This window comes from Isoptericola maris (genome assembly GCF_048065335.1).
Lineage (GTDB): Bacteria > Actinomycetota > Actinomycetes > Actinomycetales > Cellulomonadaceae > Isoptericola > Isoptericola rhizosphaerae.
Map to the genome: position 1 here is coordinate 41,351 of NZ_JBLUNY010000014.1, position 16,943 is coordinate 58,293.

The following is a 16,943-nucleotide window of genomic DNA, read 5'->3' on the forward strand; positions in this document are numbered from 1 at the left end:
TTTCCGCGCGGAGATGTGATTCACTCGGCGCTCGATCCTCGCGCCGACCGACCGGAGAATTCGTGCACGCCTTCCATTCCTTGGCCTATCTCGACGTGGAGAAGTCTGGTTCCACCTACGTCTCGCACTTCTTGCGCGATTTCCTGGACGACGACGAGGTGGCGTTCCGCAAGCACGTCGAGCTGGAGGACCGTCCGCCGTCGGGCCGCGTCCACGTGATCTCCGTGCGCGACCCGCTGGACACCTACCTCTCGCTGTACTCGTACGGCTGCCAGGGCCGGGGCGGGCTCGCGGGGACCGTCCGGGAGGCCGGTCTGGGTCACCTCTACGACGGGACCGCCGACGGTTTCGACCGCTGGCTCGACGTCGTCCTCGACCCGGCGTACGCCCCGGCGCTCAACCCGCGCACGTACCACCGCTCGGGCGTCGCGCCGCACACGGGGCTGCTGTCGTTCCGGGTGGCGCGGCTGTCGAGCCCGCGCGCGATGCGCTGGATCCGCCGGGCCGCCTCCGCGGAGGACTTCGTCGCGCGGTACCGCCGCCACACCGTGGTCGACGTGGTGCTGCGCAACGAGTCGCTCACCGAGGACCTCGAGGCGCTCGTCCTGCGCGAGGACCTGGCGTGGCGCCCGTCGCGCGAGGCGGCGCTGGAGGCGCTGCGGGCCCAGCGTCGCCTGAACACGAGCCGACGCCTCGACGACGACGGTGCCTTCGAGGTCCCCGCGGACGCCCGGTCGCGCGTCGTCGCCCGGGAGCGGCTGCTCACGGAGGTCTTCGGGTACGACGGCGGTCATCTCAGCTCCACCAGCGAGCCGACCGCGGCGAGGTCGTCGGTGTAGCGCTCGGCCAGCTCGGCGGCGGTCCCGGCGTCCAGGAACGATGCCGGGACGTCGCCGGGCGCCGGGTGCCGGCCGAGCGCGTCCGTGACGAACCGGTGGAACGCCGCCCGCTCGTCCGCACCGTGCAGCAGCGGCAGCACCTCGAGGGAGAGGTCGGCCATGCGCTGCGTGTAGCGGGTGTTGGTGCGTCGGGAGGCCTCGTCACCGATCTCGACGCCGGTCGCGCCGAGCCGGTCGAGCGCGTCGGTGACGATCTGCCCGACGAGCGGTCGGTGGCCGGTGCGGTCGCGGTCGTAGTCGTAGACGGTGACGTGCTCCGCCCCGAAGACGCGCACGAGCTCCTCGACGACGCCACGCCAGGACATGGTCGCGACGACGCGGTCGGCCAGCTCGTCGAAGCGCACGATCTTGCCGTGCTTGAGCTGCTGCTGGTAGGCGGACTCGAGGAAGTCGCCGTAGCCGCGCACGGTGAACTGCACGTGCCGGGGGACGCCCTCGGTGGCGCGGGCGACGCCCTCGAGGTTCTCGGTGATCCGCGGGTACAGGCCGGGCACGCCGGGGGCGAACGCCGGGCCGGTGTTGGACTCGCAGGAGTAGAACAGCCCCGGCGCCCGGGTGGTGCGCCAGGCGGACGTCAGGAAGTCGCGCAGGTTGTCGTCGGCGCCGGGGCGGGTGACGTCGTACCAGCCGCCCAGCGCGGCTCGGATCTCGGGCTGCGTGGTGCGGGTGACGACGCCGGCGGCCGCGAGCTCGGCCGTGTGCTCACGGCACCAGGACTGCACGGCGGTGGTGCCGGTCTTCTGGGACCCGAGGTGCAGCACGACCTGCCGGCCGGGCGGCAGGGGGCGCCGCGCGGTGACGGCGCCGCGGAGCCGCTGGACGATGGTCATCGGACCTCCACGATGTCGCGCAGCCGGGCCAGGTCGGCCTCGTCGCGGGCGGCCAGCTCGGCCTCCTGGGCGGGCGTCAAGGGCTGGACCGGCGTGCCGCCGTCGTCCACCTGCCGGTCCACGAACCGGGTGAGGGCGCTGCGTTCGTCGTGGGAGCGCAGGTGCGGCAGTGCGGCGAGCGCGACCTCGATCTGGCGTGCGCTCCAGTGCGCCTCGGGCTCGCCCGCGACGTCCGCGAGCGGCAGGTCGTCGGCCCGGCCGGTCAGGTGGTCGAGCGCGGAGGTCAGCACGGAGCGTCCGACGGCGGCGGTCGCCTTCGGGGGGTCGCCTGCGGTGCGCACGGTGGTCGCGTCGTGCACGCTCACCCGGTCGGCGCCGACGGCGTCCACGAGGCGTTCGACGAGCGGGACCCAGCTCTGCCCCTCGAGCGTGGACCGGTAGGTGTCGAGGTCGACGACGTGGCCGTGCCGCACGGCGGCGACCCATGCCGCCGTGACGACGTCGGCGTGGGCGGCGACGGTCAGCTGGACGCCCCACGGCACGCCGGTGAGTGCTGCGGCCAGCCCGTCGACGCCGGCCGCAGCGTACGGGTACAGGGTCCCGCCGCGGGGCAGGTAGGCCGGCCCGAGCGGGGCCGTGGAGGAGAACAGCACGGGTCCGTCGGCGGTGAGGTGCTCGCGCAGCCGGTCGCGGCCCTTGTCGGATCGCCAGTCGAGACCGGGGACGGCATCGCGCAGCGCGGACCAGGACGTCCGGGCGGACACGTGGTGCGCGGCGAGCGCTCCACGGTGCGTACCGCACCACTCGCGCACGGCGCGCACCGTCGGGCGGTGCGTGCCGAGATGGACGGCCACCGCGGGGGGCGCCTCGGGCATTGTTCGGGCTCCTTCGTGCCGGGTCGTGGACGCTGGAAGGCTAGCCCTTCGATGCGCCTGAAGTGACATCTTCATGGCGTGGGAACGCATTGTGCGACAGATAGTGGAAAGTGTTCACCAACGGGTCACGGAGAGTTCTTCGACAGTTTCCGGGATATGGCCGGGTGCGCTGCTTTCGGCTCATAGTGTCGCCGCCATGAACCATTCCGTGCTCGTCGTCGTCCCCGCCCGTGGCGGTTCGGCCGGCGTGCCGCTGAAGAACCTGCAGCGCGTCGGGGGCAGCTCCCTGGTGGCCCGCGCGGTGCGCTCGGCGGCCACCGCACCGGTGGTGACCGACGTCGTCGTCTCCACCGACCATGCCGAGATCGCCCGCGAGGCCGGCCGGCACGGTGCCCGGGTGGTCGAACGTCCCGCTGACCTGTCGGGAGCCACCGCCAGCTCGGAGTCGGCGGTGCTGCACGTCCTCGACGCGCTCGCGGCCGACGGCGTCCCCGAGCCCGCCGTCACCGTGCTGCTGCAGGCGACCAGCCCGTTCGTCGACCCGGCGGACCTCGACGGCGCGGTGCGCCAGGTGCTCGACGGCACCCACGACGTCGTCGTCGCGGTGGCACCTACCCACGACTTCCAGTGGCGGACGGGCCCGGACGGGCCGGTCCCGGTCGGTCACACGACCGACCACCGGCCCCGCCGGCAGGACCGGGCGCCGCACTACCGCGAGACCGGCGCGTTCTACGTGATGCGCACGGCGGGGCTGCGGGAGCACGGCACGCGGTTCTTCGGGTCGGTCGGCCTGCAGCCGGTGGCCGCCGAGTGGGCGGTCGAGATCGACGAGCCCCGCGACCTCTGGCTCTCCCGCGTGCTCCTCGACCAACCCACCGGCGCCGAGCGTCGAGGTTCGGACCGTACTGCGCCCGCAGAACGGTCCCGACCTCGACACTCGGCACCGGAGGGGATGGACGTGGATGCGCTCGTCACCGACTTCGACGGCGTGCACACCGACGACGGCGTCTACGTCTCCCAGGACGGCGTCGAGCAGGTGCGGGTGCACCGCGGCGACGGGCTCGGCGTCGGCCACCTGCGCGCGGCCGGCATCCCGCTGCTCATCCTGTCCAAGGAGACCAACCCGGTCGTGACCGCCCGGGCGCGCAAGCTCGCCGTCGACGTCCTGCAGGGCGTCGACGACAAGGCCACGGCACTGCGCGACTGGTGCGCCGCCAACCGGCTCGACCCCGACCGGGTCGCCTACGTCGGCAACGACGTCAACGACCTCCCTGCCCTGCGCGTCGTCGGCTGGCCTGTGGCCGTCGCCGACGCCCACCCCGACGTGCTCGCCGCCGCGCGGGTCGTCACCGAAGCGCGCGGCGGCCACGGGGCCGTCCGCGAGATCTGCGACCGCATCACCACCCACCGGAAGGACCACGTCATGACCGCCACCTCCACCGCCCCGGCCCAGCCCGTCCACATCGGCGAGCACGCCGTGGGGACCGGCGAGCCCGTGTACGTGATCGGGGAGATCGGCATCAACCACAACGGTGACGTCGAGATCGCCAAGCAGCTCATCGACGTCGCGGTGGCCGCCGGCTGCCAGGCCGTGAAGTTCCAGAAGCGCACCCCGGAGATCTCCACCCCGAAGGACCAGCGGGACAAGATCCGCCAGACGCCGTGGGGCGAGATGACGTACCTGGAGTACAAGTACAAGGTCGAGTTCGAGCACGAGCAGTACTCCGAGATCGACCAGTACGCCAAGGCGCAGGGCGTGCAGTGGTTCGCCTCCCCGTGGGACGTGCCCTCGGTCGGCTTCCTCGAGGAGTTCGGGGTGCCGACGCACAAGATCGCCTCGGCGTCCGTGACCGACCACGAGCTCCTGCGGGCGCTCGCGGACACCGGCAAGCCGCTCATCCTGTCGACCGGCATGTCGACGCTGGAGCAGATCGACGCGGCCGTGGAGATCCTCGGCACCGACGGTCTGGTCATCCTGCACTCCACCTCGACGTACCCGCTGCCGCCCGAGGAGGCCAACCTGCGCACCATCGGCACGCTGCAGGAGCGGTACGGCGTGCCCGTCGGCTACTCCGGCCACGAGACCGGCCTGCAGATCTCCCTGGCGGCCGTCGCGCTCGGGGCCGTCGCCGTCGAGCGGCACATCACGCTGGACCGCGCGATGTGGGGCTCGGACCACGCCGCGTCGCTCGAGCCGAAGGGCCTGACCAACCTCGTGCGCGACATCCGCATCCTCCAGGACGCGCTGGGCGACGGCGAGAAGAAGGTCATGCCGGGCGAGCTGGCCCCGATGTCGCGCCTGCGCCGCATCGACGCCTGAGCACGCCCGGAGACCGACCGCTCGAAGCACGGAGGACGCCGCACGCATGACCGTCTCACGACCGCAGGTGTCCGTCGTCGTCCCCGCACGGGACGCCGGCGGGCACCTGCCCGATGCCCTGGGGAGCCTGCAGCGCCAGGACCTCGACCTGCGCGACCTGGAGGTCGTGGTCGTGGACGACGGCTCCACCGACGACACGCTCGCGGTCCTGGAGGAGGCCTCCGCCCGGCTCCCGCTCCTGCGCTGGGTGCACCACGGCGCGCCGCAGGGCGTGTCGGCGGCGCGCAACCGGGGCATCCGGGAGTCGCGCGGTCGCTGGGTGACGTTCCTGGACCCTGACGACTGGTACTTCCCCGGGCACCTCGCCGCGATGCTCGACGCCGCCGAGCGGCACGACGTCGACTTCCTCGTGTGCGACCAGGTGCAGGCGTACGGCAACGAGCGCCGCCGGGTGCGGGCGCCCGAGCCCCGGCGGCACGTACCGCTCGACCCGCGCACCGGGATCATGCCCACCTCGCGGTCGACGATGGTCAACTACGTCCAGGTCTCCTCCCGGTTCCTCTCCCGCCGGGTGGTCGACGACGGCCTGGCCGTCTTCGACGAGCAGCTCCCGACGGCGGAGGACCGGGAGTGGGCGTGGCGCCTGCTCCTCGGCACCCACCGGTACGCCGTGGTGGACGCGCCGGGCTACGTCTACCGGCGGGCCGTCACGGGCTCGCTCACCGACGTGGGGGACGCCCGTCAGCTCGGGTTCCTCGAGGCCTACGACACGGTGCTGGAGCGCCTCCGGCGGGACGGCCTGGACGCCTACGAGCCCAAGGTGCTGCGCGACGTCCTCGCCGTGCTGCACCACCATGTGGCTCGCCGCGGGGCCTACGCCGACGACGTGTGGCACGCGATGACCGCCCGTGCCCGCCAGCTCGTGGGGCGGTTCGACAAGGAGGTCGTCACCCGGCAGGTCGCGGCGCTCGGCCCGGAACGCGTGCGAGCCGTCCGCAAGCAGGGGGTGCCGCTGTGAGCGACGTGACCACGCAGGTCGTGACGGCCTCCACGCTGTTCGGTGCGGCCACGGTCGCCGCGGCGTGGGACGCGGGCGTGCTGCCCCGGCGCGAGCGGACCGTCCTGGTGGTGCAGCACAACGTCCCGGCGCCCGAGACCACCGACGACTTCACCACCGGTCCCGCCTTCGCGGCGCTCGCCGACCGGTTCGACGCCGTCGTCGCCTGGAACGACGTGGTGACGCCGTACCACCCTAAGGAGTGGAAGCCGCGGCCGGCGGACGTGCCGCTGTGGGAGCGGCTGCTGCGCGAGCGGTGGGGCCTCGGCGACGGTCCCCTGGAGATCGTCGGGGAGTCCGTGGCCACCCCGCCGACCGGCGCGCTGGTCGCGATCTTCTCCTCGGCCGCCGTCAGCGTGTACGCCGACGGCCTCATGGTCTACGGCCCGACACGCTTCGACCTGCGGCACGACGTCGGTGGTCGTGTCGAGCGGCTGCTGCACCTCGACCTGCTGCCGGGCGTGCGCCCCACGCTGTTCGCCGAGTGGGACGTCCCCGGGGTCGTCGTGCCCGCCGAGTCGTTCCGCAAGATCGTCGGTGCGCTCACCGAGCAGGCCGTCGCGGCCGACGTCGCTCGCGCGGAGCGAGAGGGACCGACGAACGGGCACTCCGCCGTCGTGCCCCGAGCGCTCGCCGAGCGGCTGCCCGAGGCCGGGTCGTACGCCCTGCTGCTGGGCCAGTACATGGCGGCGATCGGGCTGGTCAGCGACGCCGAGGAGGCCGCGCTGCACCGCCGGATGGTCCAGACGGCCGCCGATCGCGGGTTCACCCGGGTGCTGCTCAAGCCGCACCCGTCGGCCCCTCGGCAGGGCACCGCGGAACTGGTCGAGCACGCGCGCACCCTGGGGGTCGAGCTGGAGGTGGCCCCGGCCGCGGTGCTGGCCGAGTCCCTGTACGGCGAGTCGGCGCCCGGGCTGGTCGTGTCGTGCTTCTCGACGGCGCTCGCGACGGCCCGCGCCCTGTACGGCGTGCCCACGCAGAACGTCGGTACCCGCATGCTGCTCGAACGTCTCGAGCCGTACCCCAACTCCAACCGGGTGCCGGCCGTGGCGATCGACGCGCTCGGCCGGTCCGGAGGCCGGTGGGAGGACGCCGCCGCGATGCAGCGGCTGGTCCGCGCGGTCTCCTACTGCCAGCAGCCACAGCTCCTGGCGCGCTTCCGTGACGAGACCGCCGACCTGCTGCGCGAGCTCGATGACGCGAGCCTGCGGCTGTGGTTCCGTCGCAAGCGGCTCACCGCGCTGGGCCTCCCGGGCGGGCTGCCCGTGCCGCGCTGGCGCTCGCCGCGGGTCGTCGCCGTGGTGGACGCCGCGGACCGGCGGCTCCTGGGCGGGCGCCTGCGGCGGCTCGTGCGACGCCGGTACGCCGGGGCAGGCGACGACCTGCGGGCAGCCGTCGGTTCGGTGAAGGGCGAGATGGATGGCTGAGCCCGACGAGACGGTCACCTTGCAGCAGGCCGGCGAGCCGGCACCGACGTGCGGGGTGACCGTCGTCGCGTGCGTGCGGGACGAGGAGGCCTATCTCGCGGCGGCGGTCGGGTCGGTGCTGGCGCAGGACCACGAGGGCGACCTCCGCCTCGTGCTCGCGGTGGGTCCGTCGGACGACGCGACGGCAACGATCGCCGCCGCCCTCGCCGGCCAGGACGACCGCGTCACGGTGGTGGACAACCCGACGGGGTCACGCTCGATCGGTCTGAACCTGGCGATCGAGCACGGCGCGGGCGCCGAGGTGTCGGCCGACCACGCCGTCGTCGTCCGGGTGGACGGGCACACCGAGCTGCCGCCGGACTACGTGCGGCGCTGCGTCGGGCTGCTGCGGTCCACCGGCGCGGTGGGCGTGGGCGGCGTGATGACGCCGGTGGGTGTCGGCACCGTCCAGGAGGCGGCGGCCCGCGCGATGAGCCACCCGGCCGGCATCGGGCCTGCGTCGTTCCACACGGGCGGCCGCGCCGGCCCGGCGGAGACGGTCTACCTCGGAGCGTTCCGCCGCAGCGCGGTGCAGGCCGTGGGCGGCTACGACCCGACGCTGTTCCGGGCGGAGGACTGGGACCTGTGCCTGCGGCTGCGCCGGGCGGGCGGCCTGCTCTGGTTCGACCCGTCGCTGGTCGTGGAGTACCGCCCGCGCCGCACGCTGAGGGCCGTGGCGAAGCAGTTCTGGCGCACGGGCATGTGGCGCCGCGAGGTCGTGCGGCGCGATCCTTCCACGGCGGGCCTGCGCTACCTCGCGCCGCCGGTGCTGGTGATGTTCCTCGGCCTGTCGCTGCTGCTGGTCGCCTGCGGCGCCGCCGTCGGGTCGGCCCTCGTGCTGGGTGCGGGCCTCGCGGTGCCCGTGACCTACCTGCTGGGCGTGCTGGTCGCCGCGGGCCACGCGGCGTCACGCCGACCGGCCCTGCGCGGAAAGGTGGCGCTGACGCTGCCGGTCGTGCTCGTGGTGATGCACGTGTGCTGGGGGGCCGGGTTCGTGCGCGGCCTGACGGCGCGGGCCGCCGCGGACCACCGAGCCTGACGCCCGGACTCAGCGGGTGAGGCGGGCGGAGAGCGCCACGGGGAGCGCCGAGCGCGTGGTCGACCACAGGTACCGCGGCCACGACCAGGGCACGACGGCGTCCCGCGCCTCGAGGGTCCCGGTCCGGGCCTGCTCGGCGAGCGCGCGCACGGCCGGTCCCAGGTCGTCGCCGCGGTGCAGGTACCCGTCCTCGCACCACGCGGGGTCGGGGGTCGGTCCGCCGGCGCGCAGGACGGCGGCGACCTCGTCCAGCCGGTACAGGCACCCGGACCCGAGGTACGCCTCGTTGAGCTGTTCGCGGCCCACCCCGAAGTCGGCGAGGAAGACCGTCGGCAAGCCGCGCGCGAGCGACTCCAGCCCGGCCGTCGAGCTGACGGTCAGCAGAGCCGTGCCGGGGGTGAGGTGGTCGGACATCGGGCCGACGGCGAAGCCCACCTCGTCGGCGGACCTGCCGAGCCGCCGGTGCTCGGCCGTCCACAGCACGTCGAGCGGGTGGGGCTCGTTGTGCGTCTGGCGCTCGCCCGCGCGTGCCCGCAGCTTGACCGTGATCTCGTAGCCGTCGTCGGCGAGGCGCGCCAGCCCGTCGAGCAGCCGGACCCGCTGGTCGCGGGTGGCCGGCACCTTGGCCTGCGCGGCCACGACCACGCGGTGCGGGGTCCCCGGGACGCGTCGTGGCGACGTGCGCGACGGCGTGCCCGACGGCGGAGCACCGGCAGGGGCGGCGTGATCGGCCGCCGCGTCGAGGAACGGCAGCCGGGACAGCACGACGTGCGGGGCGGCGCCGTGCCGGGCGAACGCGGCACGGTAGGGATCGGCCTCGTGGCGGCCGTGCACCACGAACGCGTCGGCCCAGCGGCGCCACCCGGTGCCGTGCGGCGTGGCCGGCAGCGCCATCCCGGGCAGCCCGGTCACCAGCGCCGGGCGCCGTCCGGACCGTGTGGCCCGCAGCACACGTCGTGCCACGAGCTCGGCGACCGGCCCGGTCGCCGCGATGAGCACGACGTCGGGCCGGTGGGTGGCCGCGAGCCGGCCGACCGCTCCGGGGGACAGCACCGCCGGAGTGGTCAGTCCCGTACCGGCGACCGCCGCGCGCGCCTGCTCGGGAGTCGGGGCCAGGGGTGAGCGGACCACGACGGCGACCGGCTCGACCGCCGGGGTGCCGCCGTCGTCCCGGAGCCGGGCGAGGCTCCACGCCGCCCACTTGAGGTAGGAGTCGGAGTCGGCGACCGCGAGGACACGCAGGCCCGTCATGCGACGGAGCGGCTGCGCGGTCCCGACCGGTGCTCGGCACGGGACCCAGGCTCGCCGACGCCCCGCCCGGCCGCGGCACGTGCGAGGTCCGCGGCCACACCGAGGTGCTCACGCAGCGCTGGGGTGGCGCGCTCCGTCCACCACGAGTCGGGCACGTCCTGCGGCAGCACGCCGACACCGCGGGGCACCAGCAGGCGCGTGAGGGTCACGGCCGATGTGGAGGGCAGGGAGACCACCCGCTGGTCGGCGCCGAGCCCGCGCAGGCGGATCTCGACCGGCGCGCCGGGGGAGTCGACCCGGACCCCGGGCAGCCGTTCGAACAGGGCCGTGACCAGGGGGTCGTGGCGACGGTGCGGGATGTAGCGGACCGGGCCGTCGGCGGCGAGGCCCGCCAGCCAGGCGGCGTACTGGTCGGCGTGCACGAGCCGGTCGGCGACCAGGCCGGAACCGACCACGACCGTCGGCTCGTCGATCGTGGCCGGTGCACCGGCGTCGGGCCGGGAGGCGAGCCACTCGAAGGCGTGCGCGACGACATCGACGCCGAGGGCGCCCAGAGCGTCGGCCAGGTCGTCGTCCAGGGGCAGCATGGTGCACACGGTCAGCCGACCGGCTCGCGCCAGGCGGCGCAGCCTCCGCGTCGTCACCGCACCGAGGGTGTACCGCAGCGGACCCGCCGGGGTGGACAGGCGCACCATCGGCTCGCCGTCGACGAGCCGCCGGGCCATGTCGAGCGTCGCCAGGCCGTCGTCGACCACCACGATGCGACCCGGGGCGCCGGCGCGTGCCAGCGCGGTCTGGAAGACCCCGGAGAACGGGTCGCCGACCAGGTGCACGGGACCGTCGCCGAACGCCCGGCCCGGCGGCCCCACGGTGACGTCGAGGCCGTCGGGCAGCCCGAGGTCGCGCAGGGCACCGACGGCGATCGCGAGCGTGGGGACGTCGGACCGCGCCACGATCCGGCCGCGTGTCGCGGACGGTGTGACGTGCCCGGCGGCATGCGCCTCGACGGCGCACAGCAGCTGCAGCGGGGACTCGACCAGTGCGCTCACGCCCTCAGGGAAGCACGGAGGTGCGACGCTGCGGTGGCCAGCGGGTTGAGCCGGGATGAACACGGCGCTCGGGTCGGTGCTGCCGGGTGTCGTCCGCCACTACGATGGAGCGGTGCCCAGAACCTCCGGACGCCGCACGGACGCCACGTTCCCGCAGGGAAGCTACGCCGCCGCCACCTGGTCGATCCCCTCCGCCTACGGCGGTATGACGTCGGCGCTCCTGCGCCGGTCACGGACCTTCGTCGAGGAAGCGGGGGTGTCGGTCCGGATCTTGACCTTCTCCGCCACGCTCGACGTCGAGTCGATGCAGGCCAGGCTCATCGAGCGCGGTGAGCTGATCCCGGGCGTCACCCTGCACAACGTCTGGGAGGACGTCCGCGCACTGCCCGACGACCGGGTCGCGCCGAAGCCCGGCGCCGTGCCGACGGCCCGCCCGCAGGGAGAGCCCGGGGAGCGCGTGCGCGTCGAGGAGGACGAGGACGGCAACTCGCTGCGGGAGCTGCACTTCCGCAGGGACGGCACGCTCGCGGCGGTCGACGAGCGACACGACACCGGACGGCAGGTCACGTTGTACACCCGGGACGGGCGCGAGGGCCGCTCGTGGGGCTCCGTCTGGGCCGTGTACCGGATGTGGATCGACCACGTGCTCCCCGAGGAGCCCGCCCACGTCGTCGTCGACAGCAAGTCGCTGACGAAGTTCTTCGCCAGCCTCCGGCGGCCGGGCGTGTACACGGCGCAGCTCGTGCACGGGGCGCACCTGACGGCCGGTGCGACGGACCCGCACGGACCGCTCTCGCGGACCCGGGCGCCGCTCATCGAGCACGTCGACGACTTCGACGCGATCGTGTTCCTCACCGAGGGGCAACGGCGCGACGTGCTGGACCGGGTCGGGTCGCGCGACAACACCTTCGTCATCCCCAACAGCACCGAGCTTCCGCCGGGCAGCGACCCCACGCGAGCCGACCGTCTGGCCGGCGCCATGCTCGCCAGCCTGAACGGCCGCAAGCGCGTCCCGCACGCGATCCGAGGCGTGCAGCGGGCGGCCGCCCGGACGGGGCTCGACATCACCCTCGACGTCTACGGCGACGGACCTGATCGCGAGAAGCTGGAGCGGATCGCCGCCAAGGTCCCCGGAGTGACGATGCGCGGGTTCGTCCGGGGCGCCGCCGAACGGCTCGCCGACGCCTCGTTCCTGGTGCTGACGAGCCGTGCCGAAGGGCTCCCGCTCGTCTTCGCCGAGGCGATGGCACGAGGTTGTGTCCCCATCGCGTACGACATCCGCTACGGCCCGGCGGACATCATCACCGACGGCGTGGACGGGTTCCTCGTGCCGCAGGGCGACATCGACGCCCTGGCCGAGGCGATCGAACGGTTCGTCACGCTGGACGACGCCGCGATGGAGAGCATGCGACGTGCCGCGATGACGACGGCGCAGAAGTACGCCGCACCTGCCGTCGTGGCGCGATGGGCGGACGTCTTCGCGGACGTCGAGCGTCGCCGTCCGGTGCCGGCGACGTCGCCGGCACCGGTGTCGGCACCGTCGGCCGAGCGCAACCTGGTGCGGCGCATGGCCGGTATGCTGCGGCGCGCCCCCCGCTGAACCGACCTCAGGAGACCCATGCCCGCCACCCCTCGTGGTGCCACGTTCCGCCGTCGGATCCGGTCTGCCGGCGGACAGGTCATCCGCCGGTTCGGCCTGCTGCCGGCCGGGACGCCCGACGGTCGCGGCGAGGACGCGGCGCTGCTCGGCACGTCCTGGCCCTACGAGGTGCTGGTGTACTTCGCGGACACCCCGGAAGCGCTCTACCAGCTCGAGCAGTGGTACGAGGCGTTGCGGGCGCTCGACGCCGAGCACCCCGTCGTGGTCGTCACGCGGGACTCGCGCACGGCTGCCGCGGTGCGGCGCGACTCCGGCCTGGCCGTCCGCACGGTGGCGCACTACACGACGCTCGACGACGTCCTGGGTCGCTCGACGACCAGGCTGGCGCTGTACGTGAACCACAATCCCGAGAACTTCACGTGCCTCCGGTTCGGGAGCCTCGTCCACGCCTCGCTCATGCACGGTGACAGCGACAAGGTCGTCACGGTGTCGAACCAGACCAAGGCCTACGACTTCTCCTTCGTCGCGGGTCAGGCCGCCGTCGAGCGGATGGCACGCTTCAGCACGCTCTACGACGCCCACGCGCGCTGCGTGCCGGTCGGGCGCCCTCAGCTCGACGGTCAGCTGCGGCTCCGCTCGGAGACGCAGCGGGGACCGGTGCCGACGATCCTCTACGCGCCGACGTGGGAGGGCGGCCAGCCGTCCGCCGAGTACGGCTCGGTGGCCACCCACGGTCTGCGCCTGGTCCGGACCCTCGTGGAGTCAGGGCGCTACCGGGTGGTGTACCGCCCGCACCCCCTGACCGGCGTGCGTGACGCGGCGTACGGTGACGCCGACGCGGCGATCCGGGAGTACCTGGGCTCGGTGCCGGCACCGGCGGGAGCGAAGCCGCACGCCACCGACACCCACCGGGACGTGGGACCGGCCTTCGCCGACGCGGACCTGCTCGTGTGCGACGTCTCGGGCGTCGCGATGGACTGGCTCGCGACGGGGGCGCCGATCGTCGTCACCCGGCCCGCGGGTGCGGCGATGATCGCCACGAGCCCGCTGCTCGACCTGGCGCCGGCACTGCCCGTGGAAGGGCTCGAGCAGCTTCTCGAGCTCGTCGACCGGGAGGTGCGCGACGACCCGACCCGCAGCGAACGGCTGCGGTTGCGCGAGCACTACCTCGGCGACACGACGCCGGGAGCGGCGACGCGCCGGTTCGTGGCGGCGTGCGAGGACCTCATGGCCGTCCGGGACCGGGAGGTCGCGCGCATCGAGCGCGAGCTCAGTCGCTGAGGATCAGGGCGTCCCGACGGTCCACGCAACCGACGACGAAGTCCAGGAATCGACGGCTGCTCTCGCCTCGCGCGAAGCCGAAGTAGTGGTCGCGCATGCCGGCTCGGGCCTCGTGACGGGGGTCGTCCGCCAGGTTCGCCGCGAGGAGTGCCGTGAGGTCGGCGACGGACTCGTCGTCGACGACGTCCACGGCCCCGGCGATCGGGGCGTCGGCAAGAAGGCGCTCGCGGTCGGAGCGCCGGTCGGTGAGCACGATCGGTGCGTCCGGGCGCAGGTACAGGAAGTCGAGGCCTACCGAGGAGATGTCGGTGACCAGGAGGTCCACGCCGTCGAAGAGCCCGAGGATGTTCTCCTCGAAGGGCATGGCGTGACCGGCGGCAGGGTCCTGGTCGGCGAGCAGCCGCCTGATCGTGGCGTGGGCTGCCGCCACCGCCTTGTCGTCGGTCGTCAGCACCCGCGGGTGGGGCTTGTAGATCACCCGCACGTCGTCACGGGCGAGAAGGGTGCGGACGATCGCCACCCCGTAGCGGTCGAGCGACGTGTAGTTGTTGGCGTCGTCCTCGCCCGACCAGGTCGGTGCGTACAGCACCGTCCGTCGGCCGGCGACCGGGGCGAGCACCGGCTCGACCTGCAGGTCGAGCTGCGGACGGCCGCACACCTCGAGGCGTTCGAGGTCGAAGCCGATCAGTGCTCGCTGGTGCCGCTCCACGGCCGCCTGACCCGCCACCACGACGTGGTCGTACGCCTTGGCCTGGTTGGAGACCATCGAGATCTTGTCCGACTCGCCGTGGTTGACGTGGATGTGCAGACCCCGCTGGTAGATGAGCGACTGGAAGTTCCGCATGCCGTTGTTGACGTAGATGACCGCCTTGGCGTCGACCTGGTCGTAGATGCGCCGGAGCCCGTCGAGCTTGCGCGTGAAGAGCACCGGCAGGCTGGTGGAGTCGCGCAGCAGCGTGGTCGTGCCCCAGTTCCGGCTGACGATCGCGAGCGGGCGGTGCTGCGCCAGCTGCTCGAGGACCGGCAACCACTGCTGGATCTGGTAGGCCAGCTCGGGCGGGTCGGCGAAGTAGACGACGACCGGATAGCGGGGCAGCTCGTCGAGCTCGGGGTCGAAGAGCGGAGGCTCACCCACCACCGACTGCCGGACGAGGCGGTTCGCCAGGCTGCCGACCTTGAGCAGGAGGCGGCCGAGGCGCGCGCGGCCTCGATCGACGGGCGAGCGGCGCGGAGAGCTCACGGGGGACATCCGTTCCTTCCTGAGGGGGGCAGGGTGCCGATGGCACACCGAGTATTCCACGCAGGAGGCGTCGGCCACCGACGGCGCCACGGTACGATCGACGGGGCCGGAAGACCACGGCCGCACCTCCCAAGGACAGGTAAGAAACCTTCGTGACCACCGACATCACCTCAGGGGCCACCTCTGGTGACCGTGGGACACCGGACCGCCCCGAGGGGCGGCCCAGCCCGCCGGAGCCACCCGAACCGATCACTCCCGGCATGTCGTCGGCCGAGCGGCGGGCGCTCGCCGACCAGTACGGCCTGACGAAGATGGGCGTGAGACCACCGCTGTGGTCCTACGTCAAGGACGTCGCCTCGCGGTGGGCCTTCATCCGGGTGCTCGGCACGGCGACCGCGTACGCCAAGAACCAGAACACCTACCTCGGGCAGCTCTGGGCGATCCTCAACCCGGTGCTCAACGCCGCGGTCTACGTGATCATCTTCGGTCTGATCCTGCGGACGAGCCGCGGTGTCGAGAACACGATCGCGTTCATCGTGATCGGCATCTTCCTGTTCCGCTTCGTCGAGCAGTCCGTCAACGGCGGCGCGCAGTCGATCAACAAGCGCACCAACCTGATCCGGTCGCTGCACTTCCCCCGCGCGGTGCTGCCGATCTCGAACGTGGTGTCGCACCTCGCCACGCTCCTGCCGGCGCTAGTCGTCATGGGGATCATCGTGCTCGCGTCGGGATTGCTGCCCGACTACGACACCGTGCACATCACCTGGGAGTGGCTGCTCCTCGTCCCGGCGGTCGCACTCATGTGGGTGTTCAACATGGGGCTCGCCTTCATCATGGCGCGCGCCGTGGCCATCACGCCGGACCTGGACAACATCATCTCGTTCGTCCTGCGCTTCGCCATGTACGGCTCGGGAGTGATCTTCCCGCTGGCGCACTACGTCGGCAGGCTCCCGGAGTCGGTGCAGGTCTGGTTGGAGCCGGTGCTCACCTACCAGCCGATCGCCGTCTACCTGTATCTGGGGCGCTCGTCCATGATGGAGGAGGAGGCGTTCGTCCAGGAACCGATCATGTGGATCCTCGGCGTCGTCTGGGCGGTCGTGTTCTTCGTGGTGGGCTTCATCATCTTCTGGCGTGGCGAAGAGAGGTACGGACGTGACTGAGGACGTGAGTGAGGCCGACGCCCACCTCGACTTCGACATGGAGCTCGAGGAGGACGACGCCGGTCAGCACGCGGAGAGCATCCCGCTCGGCGACCCGTGCCTGGTGGTGGACGACCTGCACATCGTCTTCCGGGTGTTCGGTGGCAAGCAGCGGGCGCGGGCGCAGCGCTCGGGCGTGCCTGTCGAGAAGGCCGAGCCGGTCCGGCGCAGCCTGGTCAAGCGGGTGCTCGGGGCGGGGCGTCAGCACGTCGGTGCGGTCAGCGAGGTCCACGCCGTGCGCGGGGTGTCGTTCACCGCACGCCACGGCGAGTCCATCGGGATCGTCGGGATCAACGGCTCCGGCAAGTCCACCCTGCTACGCGCCATCACCGGCCTCATCCCACCCCACTCCGGCTCCGTCTACGTCGACGGCGAACCCGCCCTGCTCGGCGTCAACGCAGCCCTCATGCCCCAGATGACCGGCTCCAAGAACATCGAGATCGGCGGCCTGGCCCTGGGCATGACCCCCAAGCAGATCGACGACAAGTTCGACGAGGTCGTCGAGTTCGCCGACATCGGCAGCTTCGTCGACCTACCCATGAAGACCTACTCCTCCGGCATGGCCGCCCGCCTCCGCTTCGCCATCAGCTCGGCCGCCATCCCCGACATCCTCATGGTCGACGAAGCCCTCGCCACCGGCGACGCCGCCTTCAAGGCCCGCTCCAAAGCCCGCATCGAAGAGGTCCGCCAACAAGCCGGCACCGTCTTCCTGGTCAGCCACTCCATCTCCACCATCGAAGCCATGTGCACCCGCGTGCTGTGGATGCACCAAGGCCGCCTCGTCATGGACGGACCCGTCGACCAGGTCACCACCGCCTACAAGAAGTTCGTCCGCGC

14 protein-coding genes and 1 pseudogene are annotated in these 16,943 nt (G+C 72.9%); 10 read left to right on the forward strand and 5 right to left on the reverse strand.

Annotated elements, in window-relative coordinates:
* Positions 1–62: 62 nt before the first annotated feature.
* Entirely contained in the window at positions 63–839 is a 777-nt protein-coding gene (locus ACH5HR_RS16070; protein WP_402377845.1) for a sulfotransferase family protein, read from the forward strand.
* On the opposite strand, the gene ACH5HR_RS16075 is transcribed toward ACH5HR_RS16070, so the two are convergent.
* Both ACH5HR_RS16075 and ACH5HR_RS16080 read right to left on the reverse strand, forming a co-directional pair.
* The gene (locus tag ACH5HR_RS16075) at positions 791–1,729 is read right to left on the reverse strand and encodes a hypothetical protein (protein WP_416478812.1); all 939 of its coding nucleotides are present in this window, start codon (positions 1,727–1,729) and stop codon (positions 791–793) included. The genes ACH5HR_RS16070 and ACH5HR_RS16075 overlap by 49 nt on opposite strands.
* Positions 1,726–2,604: a hypothetical protein gene (locus ACH5HR_RS16080; protein WP_416478814.1), complete on the reverse strand. Its 879-nt coding sequence runs from the start codon at positions 2,602–2,604 to the stop codon at positions 1,726–1,728. The genes ACH5HR_RS16075 and ACH5HR_RS16080 overlap by 4 nt, the downstream gene beginning before the upstream one ends.
* A gap of 196 nt (positions 2,605–2,800) precedes the next feature.
* Between ACH5HR_RS16080 and ACH5HR_RS16085 the strand changes: the two are divergent.
* The 5 genes and pseudogenes from ACH5HR_RS16085 to ACH5HR_RS16105 all read left to right on the forward strand — a co-directional run.
* Positions 2,801–3,916, forward strand: a pseudogene (locus tag ACH5HR_RS16085) (cytidylyltransferase domain-containing protein); the annotation flags it as partial.
* 111 nt (positions 3,917–4,027) lie between these two features.
* Positions 4,028–4,924 carry an N-acetylneuraminate synthase family protein gene (locus ACH5HR_RS16090; RefSeq protein WP_402377912.1) on the forward strand — a complete coding sequence of 299 codons (897 nt, stop codon included), beginning with the start codon at positions 4,028–4,030 and terminating at the stop codon, positions 4,922–4,924.
* A 46-nt stretch (positions 4,925–4,970) separates the two neighbouring features.
* Complete coding sequence (locus ACH5HR_RS16095) at positions 4,971–5,942, forward strand: glycosyltransferase family 2 protein (protein WP_416478815.1); 972 nt, start codon at positions 4,971–4,973, stop codon at positions 5,940–5,942.
* Positions 5,939–7,408, forward strand: a complete 1,470-nt coding sequence (locus tag ACH5HR_RS16100) for a polysialyltransferase family glycosyltransferase (RefSeq protein ID WP_416478817.1) — start codon at positions 5,939–5,941, stop codon at positions 7,406–7,408. Before ACH5HR_RS16095 ends, ACH5HR_RS16100 begins: the two co-directional genes overlap by 4 nt.
* The gene (locus ACH5HR_RS16105; RefSeq protein ID WP_416478819.1) at positions 7,401–8,486 is read left to right on the forward strand and encodes a glycosyltransferase family 2 protein; all 1,086 of its coding nucleotides are present in this window, start codon (positions 7,401–7,403) and stop codon (positions 8,484–8,486) included. The genes ACH5HR_RS16100 and ACH5HR_RS16105 overlap by 8 nt, the downstream gene beginning before the upstream one ends.
* Before the next feature lie 9 nt (positions 8,487–8,495).
* Here ACH5HR_RS16105 and ACH5HR_RS16110 read toward each other — a convergent pair whose 3' ends face one another.
* A complete protein-coding gene (locus tag ACH5HR_RS16110; protein ID WP_416478821.1) occupies positions 8,496–9,737 on the reverse strand; it encodes a DUF6716 putative glycosyltransferase in 1,242 nt (413 codons plus the stop codon).
* Positions 9,734–10,786 (reverse strand): hypothetical protein, encoded by a 1,053-nt coding sequence (locus tag ACH5HR_RS16115; RefSeq protein ID WP_416478822.1) that lies wholly within the window; start codon positions 10,784–10,786, stop codon positions 9,734–9,736. The genes ACH5HR_RS16110 and ACH5HR_RS16115 overlap by 4 nt, the downstream gene beginning before the upstream one ends.
* A gap of 112 nt (positions 10,787–10,898) precedes the next feature.
* Between ACH5HR_RS16115 and ACH5HR_RS16120 the strand changes: the two genes are divergently transcribed.
* The gene (locus ACH5HR_RS16120; RefSeq protein ID WP_416478824.1) at positions 10,899–12,386 is read left to right on the forward strand and encodes a glycosyltransferase; all 1,488 of its coding nucleotides are present in this window, start codon (positions 10,899–10,901) and stop codon (positions 12,384–12,386) included.
* A gap of 18 nt (positions 12,387–12,404) precedes the next feature.
* Positions 12,405–13,667 carry a CDP-glycerol glycerophosphotransferase family protein gene (locus ACH5HR_RS16125; protein ID WP_416478826.1) on the forward strand — a complete coding sequence of 421 codons (1,263 nt, stop codon included), beginning with the start codon at positions 12,405–12,407 and terminating at the stop codon, positions 13,665–13,667.
* On the opposite strand, the gene ACH5HR_RS16130 is transcribed toward ACH5HR_RS16125, so the two are convergent.
* On the reverse strand, positions 13,657–14,907 hold the full coding sequence (locus ACH5HR_RS16130; protein WP_416478828.1) for a CDP-glycerol glycerophosphotransferase family protein: 1,251 nt from the start codon (positions 14,905–14,907) through the stop codon (positions 13,657–13,659). The genes ACH5HR_RS16125 and ACH5HR_RS16130 overlap by 11 nt on opposite strands.
* Positions 14,908–15,059: 152 nt before the next feature.
* Here ACH5HR_RS16130 and ACH5HR_RS16135 point away from each other — a divergent pair, with 152 nt between their 5' ends.
* Both ACH5HR_RS16135 and ACH5HR_RS16140 read left to right on the forward strand, forming a co-directional pair.
* A complete protein-coding gene (locus ACH5HR_RS16135) occupies positions 15,060–16,067 on the forward strand; it encodes an ABC transporter permease (RefSeq protein ID WP_402377815.1) in 1,008 nt (335 codons plus the stop codon).
* Positions 16,068–16,104: 37 nt separating this feature from the next.
* Positions 16,105–16,943 (forward strand): ABC transporter ATP-binding protein (locus tag ACH5HR_RS16140; RefSeq protein ID WP_416478832.1); only part of this gene is annotated, 839 nt, incomplete at its 3' end.

Excerpts from the sequence above, each read along its gene's own strand:
- ACH5HR_RS16095 (WP_416478815.1), top strand. The coding sequence starts at position 4,971 with ATGACCGTCTCACGACCGCAGGTGTCCGTCGTCGTCCCCGCACGGGAC.
- ACH5HR_RS16075 (WP_416478812.1), bottom strand. The coding sequence starts at position 1,729 with ATGACCATCGTCCAGCGGCTCCGCGGCGCCGTCACCGCGCGGCGCCCC.
- ACH5HR_RS16110 (WP_416478821.1), bottom strand. The coding sequence starts at position 9,737 with ATGACGGGCCTGCGTGTCCTCGCGGTCGCCGACTCCGACTCCTACCTC.
- ACH5HR_RS16080 (WP_416478814.1), bottom strand. The coding sequence starts at position 2,604 with ATGCCCGAGGCGCCCCCCGCGGTGGCCGTCCATCTCGGCACGCACCGC.
- ACH5HR_RS16125 (WP_416478826.1), top strand. The coding sequence starts at position 12,405 with ATGCCCGCCACCCCTCGTGGTGCCACGTTCCGCCGTCGGATCCGGTCT.
- ACH5HR_RS16105 (WP_416478819.1), top strand. The coding sequence starts at position 7,401 with ATGGCTGAGCCCGACGAGACGGTCACCTTGCAGCAGGCCGGCGAGCCG.
- ACH5HR_RS16090 (WP_402377912.1), top strand. The coding sequence starts at position 4,028 with ATGACCGCCACCTCCACCGCCCCGGCCCAGCCCGTCCACATCGGCGAG.